Raw genomic sequence first — 15,266 nt, 5'->3', positions numbered from 1 at the left:
AGGGGGTCCCTTTTCAGATTGCCGCGGGGTCCCTTTTCATCTTGCCGCTACCACCGGACGTTCCAGATCGCGGCCAGGGTCGAAGGTACGACCCTGTGGGCGGCGCACAACCGCGTGGCAGGGGAGACGTCGGCTGCGGTCGCCGCACGCGTCCGGCGCGCGCGCGACGCTCAGGCCGAACGCTATGGCGCCCGCGGCGCGCTGAACGGCAACGTACCGCCCCGCGTGCTGGCAGAACGGGCGGAGCTGAGCCGGAGCGCCGAAGCGGCGGCGGCACGCACAGGCGACCGCTCCGGCAGCGAGCAGCAGACGCGCGTGATCCGCCTCGCGCGCACCATCGCGGATCTGGCCGGCCGTGCCGAGGTCAGTCCGGCGGCCGTACAGGAAGCGGCGGCGCAGTGCGCGTTGCTGAGCAACGCAAACTGACCACCCGGCCGCGCGAAGGTTACGAGCGGTGGGGCGGCCGGGGACGCGTCGCCGCCGTTGACCTCTTCCACGTACCTGCCGTTCGACCGCCGCGCACGAACACGAGCGCGAGAGAATCCCCATGAACAGGAGAGGGCCGGACACCCGGGTACGCGTCCACAGTGTCCGGCACGACCCGAGGACAGGACGCACGCGGGTGCGGGTGTACCTCTGCGCCGAGGCCATCGCCGGGCGGGACGCGTGGGAGGACGAGACCTGCACGCGCTACGCGGTCGACCACACGGTTGCCTACGAGTGCGGACCGGGCCGCACGCCCGTCGCAGCCATTCACCCGACGACGGGGGAGCGGGTGCCCGTAGACGAGAACTTGAACGCGGCGGCGAACGCCACGACGCCACTCTGTGCCACGGGACACGAGCTGCCACGCATCGTGCGTCGGGCTTGGGACCGAAAGACCGGATCCGCCGTCGCGCAACGCCCCGGCGCAAGGACGATCTCGTCCCTAGGACACGGCCGCCGCCGGCCTCGACGGTGAGCCCGGTCAACCGACGACCGGCCAATAGACTGTCCCGAAACGCCCCGCCGTGGTCCGGCTCGAAGGCTCTGGCGAGGCCGCAAGACCGCCGACGCCTACAGGAGGAAGAACAGTGAGCAGCGATATCCCATCTCCCGGCTCGATACCGCGCAACTGCGACGCCACGTACCGCGGCAACCTCGGGAACAAGCCGGAACGCAGGCAGACGCGATCAGGCGGCGAGATCGTCCGCGCCCGCTTGGCCGTGAACATGGCCGCCTCGTCGATTCCCGCCGAGGAGCGCGACCGATTCACCGAATGGCTCACCGTGGTGTGTTTCGCGCCCGCGCAGATGGACCGCCTCGAACGGTGCGAGAAGGGCGAGCTCATCACGGTCAACGGACCCGTGACCTGGCGCGAGTACACGCCCGACGAAGGGGAACCGCGCATCGAGCACACCATCGTCGGCGAGTACGTTCGGAGCGCATCCGCCTCGATGCCGCCCGACGCCGGCGGCCCTCCGCACGCCCACGAGAGGAACCTGCCCGTGTGACGGATCCCAACCGCGAGACGGCGGCGGCCCGTTCCGGGCCGCCGCCCAAGCAGCGTCCCGCATCCGCATGCGGAGCGCAATCACCAGAAGAGCGCCGCGAGCAACGGACCGGGTCCTCAACAGCCCGCGTATCGTGCACCCGGAGAGATTGCTCCCATCCGGTCAATTGACCTGCGTTTACAGCAACCGTGCGGTTGCTGCTCCCGAACGCCGAGGCCTCAGGGGCGGCGGCACGGCATGCGATTGCCAGAGAGACGTTCGAGTCAAGCCGTGAGAGGGTTGCACCCGACCCACGAACGGCCTCGGGTCCGGCGGGAGCCGCGCTCGAGCTGAACGCCTCGGGACCTGATGCATGTGCGTCCGCCAGGTTCGACAGTTCGTTCCGCCCGGTCGGCCGCAGCAGCTACGGAGCCTTCGGCACGGCCGGCATCGAGGTGTCGCCGACCCATTCGAGCGTCGAGATGAACAGGTTGGGCCCACGGACCCGGCAGGTGACGATGGCGGCGGAGTTCCGCCGACCGACGTCGGCAAGCATCCGGCGGGCTTGCTCGCGCGTGACGCGCCGTGGAACCAGCGCGTCCGGATCGACGACGTACACGCGCTGAGAAGGCCGGAGGGCCTCCAGGGCGCGCGAGACACTGGTCAACCCGCTCGCGTCGACCCTGCCCGGGGAGGAAGGTTCTGCCATCGCGATTGTCGCCATCGCCTACGCAGGCAAGCATACCGGGCGGAAGCGACGACCCGGCGGGCGAAGGAGGCTGGCATGCGCGCCCGCGTCGGCGCGCCACGAGTAGAGCCGACCAGTTGCGCGTCATGACAAGCCCTGGAGCAGGCATGGCCGCCGTGTCGTGGACGGCGTGAGGCGACGCACGCTCGGCAGCCAGGCTCACACAGCGCTCGTGAGCGGCATGAAGACAGGCCTGATCGACGGGCTAACGTTGAACCGGAAACCCTATCGACTCGGACAATCGGCCAGCGGGCGCGACGTCTCGCTGATGAAACACACGGTCCGGGTCAGCGCCATGCCCGGATCGTCGACCGCGGCCGCATGCCGGGCGTCCTCAAAGTCGACCTCGCCGTGCCAGACGAGCGTGCACCCGCCGACACCGGGGGCGCGCATGGCCCCGAGGTACCGAACCGGACCGGAGAAGTCGACGTCCTCCTCGTCGGGAAGCACGGTCGTCGACGGCGGCGTGTATACGGCCGTGCCGGGGGCGACGCCCGTGTAGTGCTCGCGGAACCGAAGCCCCGCGCTCCCGTGGGCGGGCGCGCCGGCGAGCCGGTAGTCGACCTCGGGCACGCCCGTCTCGAGCGCAGCCGTGAACCCCAGGTTGACGTCCATCGGTCCCGGCGTGGCCTCGTAGTCGGTGGCGCGGCGGCTCGCGTCCGTACTCCAGGTGATCAGGTTGCCGTCCGGATCGAGGTCGCCGCTCGTAGTGCGGTGGTACGTCGCATCCTGCATGCCGATATCGGCCTGCTGAACCGCCATGTTCGGGTTGCGCCAGTCCCAGTCCTCCTGGGCGCCGTCGACGTAGCGCCCCTCCGGAGCGGAGCGCTCCGGCCGCATCGACGCCACCTCGCGTGTCGAGTCCCAGGCCGTCGCCACCCCGGCGTTCCACGGATGCGGCGAGTCGCTGAGGTTGCCGGCATCGCCGAGCCCCTCGTAGAGCATCGCGCCGGCATCCGGACGCAAGGCGCGGACGCGCTGTGCATAGAAGCGCTCGTAGGGCGCCCCGCACGCCAGCGACCGGACCGCCCCGGCACCGGCCACGCCGTGCGTCCAGGACCACTCGTGGATGCCGGCCGGATACGGGGCGCCGAGGCCGGCGGCATGCGCCGCCCGCGCTCGCGGAGTGACCGAGGTGGTGAAGCCGCCGACCGCGCGCTCCGGGTGGTAGTAGCGGGGGAGTCCGGCTCCCTGCGCCGTGCGCGACCCGTCGGACTGCAGCGTGTCGAGCGGCCCATGCGGGCCGCTGGCGAGAACCGGGCTGTGGCGCACCGTGGTCAGCGTGTGGATGCCCACGCTGCACGCCGAGGTGCCGAAGTTCAGCGTTCGCGCCGGACCGGCGACCGCGTACCGCGCGCCGCCGAGCGCGCTCTCGAGATCCGGCTGCGTGCCCTCCCGATAGGCCAGGATCGTTTCCCATCCCTGCCACACCCCGCCCTGGTACTCCATTTCCTCCCGCGCCGCGTCGATGCGCGCCTGGTATTCCGGTGTCATCGGCGTCGGCGCGTTGGCGACCAGTTCCTCCCAGCGGGCCCGCGCCGCCCAGTACCGCGCTTCCCAGTCGTCAGCCTTGGCAGCCGCCTTGTGCGGCAGCGCCTGGTCGACCAGGGCCACGTACCAGGTGCACTGGTAGATGGGCGTGTTCCACTGCGTCCAGAACGCGGCTCCGGCCCTCGGCAAGGGGACAGGGCCGCCGTATTCCCGCACCGTCGCGCCGCCTGCCGGGGCCATCCGGCGCTCGCGGATGCCCGCCTCGGGCACACGAACGCCGCCGGCTTCGATGCTGCCGACGCTGGCATAGGACGGGAGCGACGGATCCCAGCTGGAAGAGGCGGCGCCGTTGATGTTCGTCGGTCCCCAGCCCCGCAACTGCTCGGGGCCGCCGCGGGCGACCCCGTCGTAGATCCGCATGACGCGCCCGTCGAGCCGCCGCCCCTCGGCGTCCCGCGGCGTGAACGGATTGAAGTCCGCCCAATCGCCCGAGGCGTTGGCGTTGAGCCACGGAAGGTAGCGCTCCGCGTAGGTCGACGCCTGACTGCCGCCGGCGCCGTAGACCCCGGCTGCGGCGTTCCAGCCGGCCGGCACGGCCCGCGTGCCCTGCGACCAGTTCATCCCCTGCAACAGGATGTCCATCCGCCGGAACCAGGGGGACCGCTGGTAGTCGGGCGGAAAGATCAGCGCCGGGATCAGCAGGTCTGCGGGAATGATCCACCCGTCCCAGACGGGCTTGTAGCGCGCCGTCACGTAGGGATCGGCGAAGTCTCTCAGCAGCGGCTCGTAGCGCAGCTCCGTGTTGAGGCGAAGACGATGCAGCGAGCTCTGCGACAGGCAGCGCCGCGAATCGTCGACCGAGCCGCCCCGCGCGTCCTTGAAGTGCGACCGCCACGGGACCCCGGACCCGAACATGTCCGCGATGGCGCGCGCCGCGCACGCCCCCGGGTTGCCCACGAAGCCCTCCGGAAGCCCTGCGCTGCGGCCGTCGGCCGACGGTGCGACGTCCGCGCGGTCCCCGCGCGGGGCGAACCCGAACCCGCCCCAGAGAGTCTCGGACCACCCGGCCGGCGCCGTCGTCGTGCTCCGGTAGGTGGTCCCCTGCCACCAGTCCAGCAGGTATTGCACGGTCTGCAGGCCGTAGGGGCCGTACTCCGGATCGGTGTGCGGCGAGTCGCCCGGACCGAAACCGGCATCGTTCGGCGGAGCGTCGCCGACCTGCCTCGTGTTCCAGATCCGATCCGGGAAGGACGTGGCCCTCGAATAGTCATCCTCCCAGGAGCGCATCACGGGAACGCTCCAGTGGTTGCCCGGGCGCTCGCCCTGGGGCTGGGCCCAGAAGAACGGACCCACGTAGTTCGGGTCCGGAGACCCCAGCTGGCCCCAGGCCGGTGAGGCCAGCACGACGACGACAGACGCCAGAAGAGACATGCGCATGGAATCCTCCAGAACAACGCAGGGAAAGACGGCTACCGCTCGGGGCCTTCGCCGCGCTCGCGCGCGGCATCGCGTCCTCGATCCGCAGCCGCGCCGCCGCTGCGGTCCGGCGGCGGCTCGTACCGATCCGGCTTGCGATCGAACTCCGGGTGCTCGAGCGTTCGCCTGACGATGTTGTCGGCGAGCTTCTCGGCCCGCGTGACGATGTCGCGGTAGAGCTTCGGGTTGGCGCGCATCTGGCGGACCCACTCGCGGCGCTCCTCCGGGGCGTCCGCCGTCGCCGGCGGCGCGTACGCCAGATTCACCTTCGAGGCCATGCGCTCGGCGGCAACCTGGACCAACAGACGGCGCTCCCAACCTTCTCCGGCCAGACGCTCGTCGATACTCGCGCGGCGGTCGCCCTTGGCCAGTCCCCGGTCCAGCCCGGCCTCGGCCACCGCCCGGACGGTGGCGCCCGCCCCTGCGGCCTTCGCCCGCGGACTCGGGTCCGCCGGCTCGCCCGCACGCTCGATCAGCATCGAGTCCTTCTTGTACGAGTCGAGCGGACCTGCGCCGCGCGCATCGCTGAACCCGGCGCCGGCCCCGAGGACGAGGTCCTCTGCATCGAAGACGGCGCCCCGGCCCGCCTTGTCCGGACCGTTCCAGCGATCGGTGATCTGCCGCCCGGCGGGCAGGTCGAAGTGCTCGGCCGGCAGCGATCCGTCCCCGGCCCGGAGCTCGCTGACGTGATAGACCTTCTCGGCGACAACCTGGCGGACCGTCACCGGATCGGCCCTGTCGTCGATGCGGCCCTGCGCGTCGAATGGCTGCACCTTTCGCGACACCGTGCGGGTAATCCAGACCCCCTCGGCATCGGGCGGCACGCTGCACGCGGCACGCTCGGCGTCGCCTGCCGCGACGAACGCGGGGGAGTACTGCCGGTGGTCCTCCTGCCACTGGCGCAGGCGCTGGCCGTCGATCCCCGTCTGCACGTGGTGACGCTGGTTGCCCTCGTCGTCGTAGCGGACCACGGCGGCCTCGGCCGGGCCGGGGTGCTCGCGGAGCTGATCGATCGTCGAGCGCCCCGTCTCGAGCGCGGCCAGGGTGGCCTCGTCGACGCCCACCCGCTCGTACGCGCCGCGGCTGTCCTTGCGCTGGTGTTCCTGATCGAGCAGGCGCTCGTGCGCCGTCGACGCGACCCTCGACGCCAGCTTGACGTCCTCGCCGGCGCCGAGCGCAGCGAGCTGCTCGGCAGCCCCCGGCCTGAAGTGAACGACGTAGTGGCCGTCGAGCCGGCGCTCCACGCTCCCGATGTAGGGATCGCCCTCCACCTTCCAGCGGTACGCGCCGTCGGGCTCCAGCGCCGGCCGATCCGGCCCCGGCGATGTCTTCCGCAGCAGGCTCGACGGAATCTCCATCCGCGACGGCAGCGCCTCATCATCGGCGCGGAGCGGTTTCCGGCCCGCGGTACCGCGATCCTCGTCGACCGCTTCCTCGTCAACGGTCTCCTGGCTGTCCCCCGACCAGTCGCTGGTGTCGTACGAATTAGCGTTGTCGCCAGGATCCGGCACGTTCCTCGCGTGTCGAAGCCGCTCGCCGACCTCCGGGTCGAGCGCCTCCGGGCGCTCCCCCTCGGCGAGGCCGCGCCGTCGCGCCTGCCACGCCGCGTAGACGTCGCCGGCCTTGTCTCCGTACAGATGGTCGCGCCAGTCCTCGGCGCGCTCGGCGGCGTGCGGGGCCGCGTCCATCACCCGGTTGACGAAGTCCCGGACCTCGCCGCGAAACCCGGGCGACCCGGCGCCGCCCAGCATCCGCTCCCGGTGCGCGGGCGACCCGGCGTGGCAGGCGTCGACCAGGCGCTCGCGATCGCGCCGCACCAGCTGCTCGCAGAGCTTCCCGAGGTTGCCGGCTTCGGGCACGGGCCGCCCGGAGACCAGCGCCTCGACCGCCTTCGGACCGATGGCCGCGGCCACCAGGACCGGATCGATCCGCATCCTGATGAGCGTCGCCGCGCGGCGCGGGTTCGAGGCGACGCGCGCCAGGAACGACCGCATCGCCCCGGGCCCCTTGCGCATGCTCGCCGCGAGGCGGCGACGCATCCACGGCCTGCCGAGGGGAACGCGCACCAGCGAACGGCGCGCGAGCTGCTCGGCGCGCCCGACGCCGCCGCGGGCGACGAACCGGGTCCGGAGGCGGTCCAGACCCTGGTGCCGAAGACCCCGGCGCACGTTCCATCGCTCCGGCATCGCCGTGTCGACGAGCGATTCGGCCCGCGCTTTCTTGAGGTCGGGCAGCGCACTCCGGGCCTTCCCCATCACCCCCGTCGGGGACCATCCCGGCGGCGGTGTGATCAGCGGCCGGCGACCCTGCGACTGATCCTGCGCGACGGTGCACGCCGTGCCGTAGGTCGCCTCCATCGCCTGGAGGGCCTCACCGAGGAACCCGCTGCGGTAGGGCTGGCGCTGCCTCGCCCACCGCGCCTCGAGACGGCGCGCGGCGGCCGGATCGGTCCTGCACAGCTCCAGGTGATCCCGAGCCGTCTTCGCGGCCAGGCCTTCGAGCGTCGTAGCGAACTTGAGCTTCTCGCCCTCGGTGCCCCGCCCGGAGAGCCCGGCGAGATTGCGCATGGCGCGGTCGCCGGCCACAGCCGCCAGCACAAGCGGATCCGGGCGGTTCTCGAGAAGCGCCGCCACGCGGACTGGTCGCGCCAGCGCGAACGTGCCGAAGTCGTCGAGCGCACGGCGATCGCGCTGCGCCGCCAGCTGCATCCGCAAGTCCATCATCGCCGCCGAGGCGAGCGCGCGCTTGGTGCCGGCCAGGCGCACCGCCTGGTCCGCGAAGTCCGGACTGACGCGGGTCTCGACCATCGCTGCCCTGCCTCACCGCGCTCACGGAACGCGGCCAGAGAAAGGTAGCGACCGGCGGCTGGCGACGTTGGACGAAGTCGACGCTGCCGGTGCCGTGTGGACGATCTCTGCGGAGCGGATGAAGGCGAGGCGACAGCACCAGGTTCCGCTCTGTGGGCAGGCGCTGGAGATCCTCGATGTGGCGCGGCAACTCGGCGACGGCCCGCGCCAGTTGGTGTTCCCCATGCGGAGCGGGAGGCCGATAGCGACGTCGACGCTGCCGAGAATGCTCCAGCACCACGAAATCGTCGCCGTGCCGCACGGTTTCCGGTCTTCGTTCCGGGACTGGGCCTGTGTGGACGCCTCCGGAAATGCAAGTCCTTTCTGCGTTTCCTGGTTCTGCGCCTGCGAGTCTGCTGCACGGGTTCTCCGCGACAACGGAGCGGCACTCGAGGCCCCGGGCCTGCTTCCGTTGAACGAGGGGCCAGCTTGTTGGCTGGCCCCGCAAGGCTTCCCGCACGGTCGGTCGCGGCAGTCACCCGCACGGGCCGGAGCGGAGCGCAGGAGCCGCGAAGCGGCTTGACAGCCGCGGGCGACCGTGCGCGAGGTAGATGCCCTCGAACGACGCGAAGGTCTTCGGTGCGCCGCAACGCATTCACACCTGTCTCGGGAGAGCTCGTTTCTTCGGATGGTTCACTGCATGCGGTCAGGTGCTGTCGTGTGTCCGGCCTCATTGATTGCGGCATCTCACGCGCCGCGGGCCCGTATGGAGATACGCGGGTCGAGTCCAAAATCGGCCGACTGTGCTCGAAGGCACTCGCCCAGTCTCTGGTTCTCCCGACCCCGTCTCGTTGACCGTTTGCCCTTACCATCCTCCGACCTGCGCGCATTCCCCCCAACGGCGACGCACCGGCTTCGTCTACTCAGGCGGTGACGGCCGGCGAGCGGTAGTGTTCGTTCTTCGTCAGCAGCGCCCAGGCGATGCGCGCCATGCGGTTGGCCAACGCCACCGCGACCAGCATGCGCGGCTTGCGCGCCAGCATCCGGGCCAACCAGGGGTCCTTCGTGCCGCGCCGCACCGTCCAAGCGACTGTCGCCATCGCACCGGAGACCAACAGCCGCCGGAGGTCGCGCTGACCCATCTTCGATATCTTCCCCAGCTTCGACTTCCCGCCGGTCGAGCTCTGCCGGGGAACCAGACCCAGCCAGGCCGCGAAGTCCCGCCCACGCCGGAAGCTCTCCATCGGCGGCGCGAAGGCCTGGATCGCCATCGCGCACAGCGGTCCGATTCCCGGGATGCTCATCAAGCGCACCGTCTGTTCGTCTTCTCGCGCGCGCGCACGCAGTTCCTTCTCCAGCTCCCCGATCTTCTCGTCGAGCTCAGCAACCTGAACCAGCAACAGCGCACCCAACTCCCGAACCGGGCCTGGCAGTCCCGAATCGGCATCTTCAATTGCTTCCGCCAGCCGCTCCACATGAGCCGGCCCCCGCGGCGCGACGACACCGAACTCGGCAAAATGTCCTCGCAGCGCGTTGATCGTCTGGGTGCGCTGTCGAACCAGCAGATCGCGCGTGCGGAACAGCATGCCCCGAGACTGCTGCGCCTGCGTCTTCACCGCCACGAAGCGCATCGTCGGCCGCGACGCCGCCTCGCAGATCGCTTCCGCGTCAGTCGCGTCGTTCTTCTGCCGTTTCACGAACGGCTTGACGTAGAGCGGCGGAACCAGCTTCACCTCATGACCGAGCTTCCCAATCTCACGGCCCCAGTAGTGCGAGCTCCCACAGGCCTCCATCGCCACGACGCATCGCGGCTGCGACGCTACGAAGCCGAGCACCTTGCCCCGGCTCAGCTTCCTGCGGAAGGCAACCGACCCGTCCGCCCGGGCGCCGTGAAGCTGAAAACTGCGTTTCGCCAGATCGATTCCGATGATGGTAGCGTCTCCCATTGGATGCCTCCTCCTGCAGGTGGTGCGTCATGACAGCTCCACCTTGGCACATTGCGATGCCGTTGAGAGGAGGCGTCCACCCCATCAGCCGAGGAGACGGACCACCCGCGCGAGGTCATCGAGGCGGCGCTGGCTCACGTCGTCCAGAACAAGGTCGAGGCCGCCTACGCGCGCACGGCCGGGTCGTCTACGCTACGGGTGACGGATCGGTGCACGAGCGATGAGCGCGCGCAGCGCCAACCCACTGAATCGGGTGCGGCTGGTTCAAACCTCGTCGGAGATATCATGGGCCGGGAATCTCTGAACGGCGGGGTGTTGCGCTGGATTGTTCGGGATGACATCGGATGGCAGATACAAGCGCGCAATTGACGGTGGAGGATTGGGTAAGGCGAGAATGGATGCGAGCGCAGTACGGGCAACCGTGCTCCCGCGAGCGGGTTCGCTTGACCCCCGGCGGAGTCTTCGATTTCGACGCAGTCAGTGCCGATCACAGGATCGTCGCCGTCATATCGACGAGTGGCTATAAGACTGCCACCGGTAGGTCGGGCAGCGGCAAGATGCACAAGATCCGCTCCGACATCTACTTCCTGCTCCTCACAGAAGTCGAGCGGAAGCTGGTTCTCCTGACCGAGCAGGATATGTATGCCCAATGGGAGAAAGAGGTTGAGAAGGGCCGAGTTCCCGACTCTGTGGAATTCGTACGTGTTGAGATTCCGGAAGACCTCAACCGACAGCTGCGCGATTCGCGGCGGGCGGCGTCTCGGGAGGTGACGCCGGAAGGATGAGGTAGCTTAGCGGCTCGGACCATGGTCCCGCTCCGGCCCGCGGTGTCGGCCGGGCTGGCGCATCAGTTCCAGCGCCCGCGCAACGTCTCCGCGAGCGCCCTGTAGTCCGCGATCAAGCGCCTCACGTCACCGCCGAACTGCTCGACTTGCCGCTGCAAGGTCGCGATCTGCGCGGCGTGCTGCGTCCGCTCCCGCTCGTACTGCGCGGACAACTCCCGCAAGGCTCTCGTCAACTGCCGTTCTAACGCGGTCAGACGTCCTTCACTCGCTCGACAGCTTCAACGCAGGTCGCCCGCCCACGGTCCAGAACGGACGGTCCGGCGTGCCAGCCGGCAGCACCACGAACCGCGCCCCGTCGAGCTCCCGCAGCTCCCGGCCCCAGGTCGTCTCCCGATCTCGGTCAGCGTCTGGCGGGCCTGCTCGATGTCCACGTTCAACGCGGCCAACGTCTCGACGCTCCACTCGATGGCCGTCCACAGCAAGTGCACGCCGCCAGCTCCGGCCGCTGAGAGGCTCAGGCCGATCGCCAGCGGCCGGACCACGCGTGCAGGAGCATCCCGCGCATCCGCCCGCTCGCCGCCGCCGTATCGGCTTCGATGGTACGTAGCGCGCTCCCGGCGACGGGCTCTCAAGCTCTCGCCAGGCACCTTCAACTCGCGCGTGGCGGTCGCCTCGATCTCCGACCGCTCGGTCTCGAGCCGGCGCTCGGGCGGGAGTGCGGGTGTTGCCGGCATCGGCATCCGACCGTGGGGGAGATGGGGCGCTGCCTGGAGGACCACCGGCGGCGGGAGTTCTCCGACCGGATTGTGGTCGCCATCGTCGCCGACGCTGCGTGGCTTCCGACCGGGACCGTTACCTGAACGACGCCGAGCTGGAGGAGCTCTTCCCGGACGCCGGCTACGGGCTGACGTAACCGACGGCGGGACGGATGGGCAACCCCGTACACGCCCATGACGCCGTACGAGTTCAGCAGCATGTTGTGTCGGCTTCTACGCTCAAGTAGCTCAGCTCGTCGATGCGCACGCAGGCGTTGACGCCGCTACGGCTGCCGGGTACGGTTGATCGGCAGGCATCTCCGACCAGCGGGGGCCTACGCGAGTTGCTGGCGCTGAAGCCGGTAGCCGGGGTGCGTACGGTGAAGCGGTACGAGGCCGGCGATGCCTTCGCGGGTCCCGTGAATTCCCGCGAGATGGGCTAGTCGAGGACGGAATTCTGGGCGGAGAGTCTGTCGAAGGGAAGTCACTTGACCCTCGAGAAGCTCCTACAGTGGTCGAACATAGCCTACATAGTGTGCGTGGCGATCGCCGCCGTCGCGACGTTGGCGATCTACCACTTGTCTGCGCGGGTTAACGCCGCCAAGGACCGCGAGTTGGAGACGTACCGGACCGAGTCCACCAAGCAGATTGCCGCGGCGCAAGCCGAAGCCGCCGAGGCCATGAGGATCGCGGAATCCGAGCGCCGTGCGCGAGCCGAGTTGGAGTCCCAAGTCGCCGCCGCCGAAGCCCGCGCCGCTGAGGCGAATGCCGTCGCCTCACAGGCACGGCTTGAGCTTGCGAAGCTCACCGAGCCGAGGACCATGGCGCCGGAGGATCAAGAGAAGATCATCGCCGCGCTGCAGGAGTTCGCCGGACAACATTTCGGCTTCTCTGTGTTTAGTGACCCGGAGGCGTTGGCACTGCTTCGATCTCTTGACGTCTTGCTGAAGTCCGCCGGATGGCTGAGAGTGCCGGCGCAGATCGGCGATATCGTCGTCGAAGCCGCCGGGAACACGGCCGGAACGTCCCACGACTCCGGCGTGACGGCGTTCGTCGGACCTGATAACGACGCCGCGGGCGCTGCGCTACGGACCCTAAGCGAGGCACTCACGGCTGCGGGCATTCCCTGCCGACCGCTCCGGACAGAACAGCTACGACACAAGACCCCAAAGGCCATAATCATCAACGTCGGAAAAAAGCCGTAGCCACGTAAGACCGATATGTGCAGTACCGCGATGACTTGATCCGGTTCGAACCGTTCCAGAATTGAAACAGCATTTCTCCCCGCGAGCGTCGGCGCCCGGAATCGGCATCCAGCCGTCAGCCCTGGGCGAGTGCAGCGTGCCCCTCGGGCCGGAGCGTTCCGTTGCGGGCTTCCGCCTGCTCGCCCCAGTGATACAGCGACAAAGGTAAGGGCGGCGTCACCGGGTCGTGACGATCTGAAGGGAAACGCTATCGTCGCAGGGAGACATGCGGATCAACCAACACGAGTACATCCACTCGAACTCGCCCGGCACCATGTACTCCGACCGTGGAGACAGACCAGGGAAGGTCTGCTGAACGTTATCGATCTCGATGAGCACGTTTCGGCCGAGATAGTCGCCCTGACGACAAGAACGGTATACCGGCCCACAGACCCGAAGCTGCTGCCGGCAGAGCGGTTAATCGACCGGCCCAGGCGAAACGCGAGAGCGATGCAGGACCGGTTCGCGTTCAGGGCTGGCTTCCCACGCCCTGCAGCACCAGCCAGAGAGTGACCGCGAGGAAGGCTCCGACAGCGGCGCCCAACAGGCCGCCAGCCAGAGCAGCGCCAACCGCCGTCCATTGAACCGTCGACCTCGCCGAGTCGACCACCTTCTTGAGCGCGTCGGCCTGATCCGTGAGACGGCCGAAGCCGGCCTTGAACCGCTCGATGTCCGACTTCAGCTGTGCGACATCGGTCTCCTTGTCCGAGAGGAACGCCACGAACGCGTGCAGCTTCTTGTGCAGGCCCTCGGTCGCCGACTCGACCTTCGCGAGGTACTCGACGATCCTGGCCTGCATCCCGGCACCGAAGGCGTCGACGCGCTCGAGCACCAGCTTCTCGCTGCCCCGCAGCAGCTCGTCCATCCGACTGACGTCGCCGAGCAGCGACTGCACGTCGTTGTGGAAGGCCTGCAGCAACTGCTCGCGCTTGGCATCGACGGTGGTGTCGAGAGCGCTCAGCTTCTCGTTGAGATGCTCGGCCGAGGTGCGCAGGAACCGCACCACCTTGAAGACCTGCGGGCCGAGATCCTCGGCTTCGCGCAGCCGCAGGTCCGAGCTCGCCGCCGCGCGCTTGACCAGCGCCTGGAGCTGCTGCAGGGCGTCCGCGAACATGTACTGCAACTCGTATGCGTTGACGCCGCCCCGGCGCTGGGCGTCGGTGATCTCGGCCAGTTGGCCGACGTAGAGCCTTGGGTTCACTCCCACCGAGCGGAGTTCCTCGTAGAGCTCGGCCTCGAGATCGGGATCGACGGGATCGCCCTCCCGCACGAATCCCAGCGCGTGCTGCAGGCTGCCTGCGGCCTCGGCGCCGAGCCGAGGCGGCTTCGCGCCGCCCGCGTCCGAGGATGCGGTGGCGACGAACCCAGCCCGCGCGAAGGCGGTCCGGCGTTCCTGGTACTGCCGCCCGTCCGGCCTCTCCTGCCCGCTGCGAGAAGGCTCCGGCGAGGACGGCGTCCCGCATCCCGCAGCCGTCTCCGCCGAACGGGGCGGCCGATGCGCCGGGGGAGCGCCGGACCCGCCCGGCCCGGGACCAACATCAGATTCCGCCCGGCCAGCCCCTCCGCCGCCGGGCGGGTTCCCGGACGCCTGCTCCGGAGTCCCGCCTCTCGAGCCGTGCGCCTCCTGCTCGTCCGCCGCCTGGACCTGGTCGGGCGAGAGAATCGTCGTCGCCCCCGCGGCGACGCCCGGTATCTGCCGCGCCGGATCCAATTTGAGAGGGCTCGGCTTCGGTTCACCCATGTCAACCTCGTCGCGGACGACTTCTTCGTCCGGAAGGAAATCGGACGCCGTTGCGGGCGAGGCCCGCAGCCGGTCACCGCCCAGACCCTGGACCGGGCCCGCCCGTGCGCCGAGGAAGCCCACCGGCGGCTCGTTCCGGACACGATCCAGGCGGGCGCCCGCGAAGGAAACCGCGACGGACAGAGCCGCCGCCGCGGCCGGATGCCGGTGCCGCTTGCATCCGGAAAAGACGTAGGCGGCGCCCGAGCGCGCCGGGCAGCGGCGCCGAGCGCCCGCGAGCCGAGAGCGGAGCGGGATACGCGCCCCGGCGAATGACCATCCCCGACGCCGGCGCGCGCCGACGAACAGTGACGGCGCACCGCCGCAGCCGCGTGCGTCCAGCTGGCGCGCGCCCAGGAAGCAAGCACCGAGCTCGCCAGCGACGGCCGTGCGGGACCGGCGGCCGACGAACAGGCGAAAGCCCGCTGCTCGGGCGGATACACCCGGCCGCCGCGCGCCTGCGAACACGAACCGGGATCCCCTCCGGTCCCGCCCAGCGCACCGGGACCCCGCGAACACCACCCGCTCGCGGCCGGGCGGCGACTGCGGCGGGGCAGTGCCGCGCCACTGCGCAACGCCCGAGCCTGGGCGGCCAAGCGAACCGCCCGCAACCGGCTCGGCGCGCGCTCCGTCGAACAGGACCCGGCCGGCTACGCCGCCGTCCGCGGCCGAGTCGACCGTGTGCCGGGCGGTGCCGTCCGAGACCCCGGCCGCGGCCGCCGGCCCGCCGTCGGCACGTGACGGGCGCACGGCCCGCGCCGGCCGCGCGCGAGACCGACCGCG

11 protein-coding genes are annotated in these 15,266 nt (G+C 70.0%); 5 read left to right on the top strand and 6 right to left on the bottom strand.

The features are described from left to right. Positions 1-426, top strand: a 426-nt coding sequence (locus tag F4X11_19550) for a hypothetical protein (GenBank protein ID MYN67197.1), incomplete at its 5' end; no start/stop codon positions are given. Between the two features lie 584 nt (positions 427-1,010). Continuing rightward, complete coding sequence (locus tag F4X11_19545) at positions 1,011-1,493, top strand: single-stranded DNA-binding protein (protein ID MYN67196.1); 483 nt, start codon at positions 1,011-1,013, stop codon at positions 1,491-1,493. Between the two features lie 403 nt (positions 1,494-1,896). Here F4X11_19545 and F4X11_19540 read toward each other — a convergent pair whose 3' ends face one another. The 4 genes from F4X11_19540 to F4X11_19525 form a co-directional block, all read right to left on the bottom strand. Further along, a complete protein-coding gene (locus F4X11_19540) occupies positions 1,897-2,181 on the bottom strand; it encodes a hypothetical protein (protein MYN67195.1) in 285 nt (94 codons plus the stop codon). Between the two features lie 264 nt (positions 2,182-2,445). Continuing rightward, entirely contained in the window at positions 2,446-5,148 is a 2,703-nt protein-coding gene (locus F4X11_19535) for a hypothetical protein (protein ID MYN67194.1), read from the bottom strand. Positions 5,149-5,180: 32 nt separating this feature from the next. Next, entirely contained in the window at positions 5,181-7,994 is a 2,814-nt protein-coding gene (locus F4X11_19530) for a hypothetical protein (protein ID MYN67193.1), read from the bottom strand. A 902-nt stretch (positions 7,995-8,896) separates the two neighbouring features. Further along, positions 8,897-9,919 carry an IS110 family transposase gene (locus F4X11_19525; protein ID MYN67192.1) on the bottom strand — a complete coding sequence of 341 codons (1,023 nt, stop codon included), beginning with the start codon at positions 9,917-9,919 and terminating at the stop codon, positions 8,897-8,899. Between the two features lie 344 nt (positions 9,920-10,263). Here F4X11_19525 and F4X11_19520 point away from each other — a divergent pair, with 344 nt between their 5' ends. Continuing rightward, positions 10,264-10,704 carry a hypothetical protein gene (locus F4X11_19520; GenBank protein ID MYN67191.1) on the top strand — a complete coding sequence of 147 codons (441 nt, stop codon included), beginning with the start codon at positions 10,264-10,266 and terminating at the stop codon, positions 10,702-10,704. A 278-nt stretch (positions 10,705-10,982) separates the two neighbouring features. Here F4X11_19520 and F4X11_19515 read toward each other — a convergent pair whose 3' ends face one another. Beyond that, a complete protein-coding gene (locus F4X11_19515; protein MYN67190.1) occupies positions 10,983-11,438 on the bottom strand; it encodes a hypothetical protein in 456 nt (151 codons plus the stop codon). 281 nt (positions 11,439-11,719) lie between these two features. Here F4X11_19515 and F4X11_19510 point away from each other — a divergent pair, with 281 nt between their 5' ends. Continuing rightward, positions 11,720-11,902: a hypothetical protein gene (locus F4X11_19510; protein ID MYN67189.1), complete on the top strand. Its 183-nt coding sequence runs from the start codon at positions 11,720-11,722 to the stop codon at positions 11,900-11,902. Between the two features lie 45 nt (positions 11,903-11,947). After that, the gene (locus F4X11_19505) at positions 11,948-12,664 is read left to right on the top strand and encodes a hypothetical protein (GenBank protein ID MYN67188.1); all 717 of its coding nucleotides are present in this window, start codon (positions 11,948-11,950) and stop codon (positions 12,662-12,664) included. 508 nt (positions 12,665-13,172) lie between these two features. On the opposite strand, the gene F4X11_19500 is transcribed toward F4X11_19505, so the two are convergent. Further along, entirely contained in the window at positions 13,173-14,444 is a 1,272-nt protein-coding gene (locus tag F4X11_19500; GenBank protein ID MYN67187.1) for a hypothetical protein, read from the bottom strand. Positions 14,445-15,266: the final 822 nt, after the last annotated feature.

This window comes from Acidobacteriota bacterium (genome assembly GCA_009861545.1).
Lineage (GTDB): Bacteria > Acidobacteriota > Vicinamibacteria > Vicinamibacterales > UBA8438 > WTFV01.
This window is presented reverse-complemented; position numbering and strand designations above follow the sequence as displayed.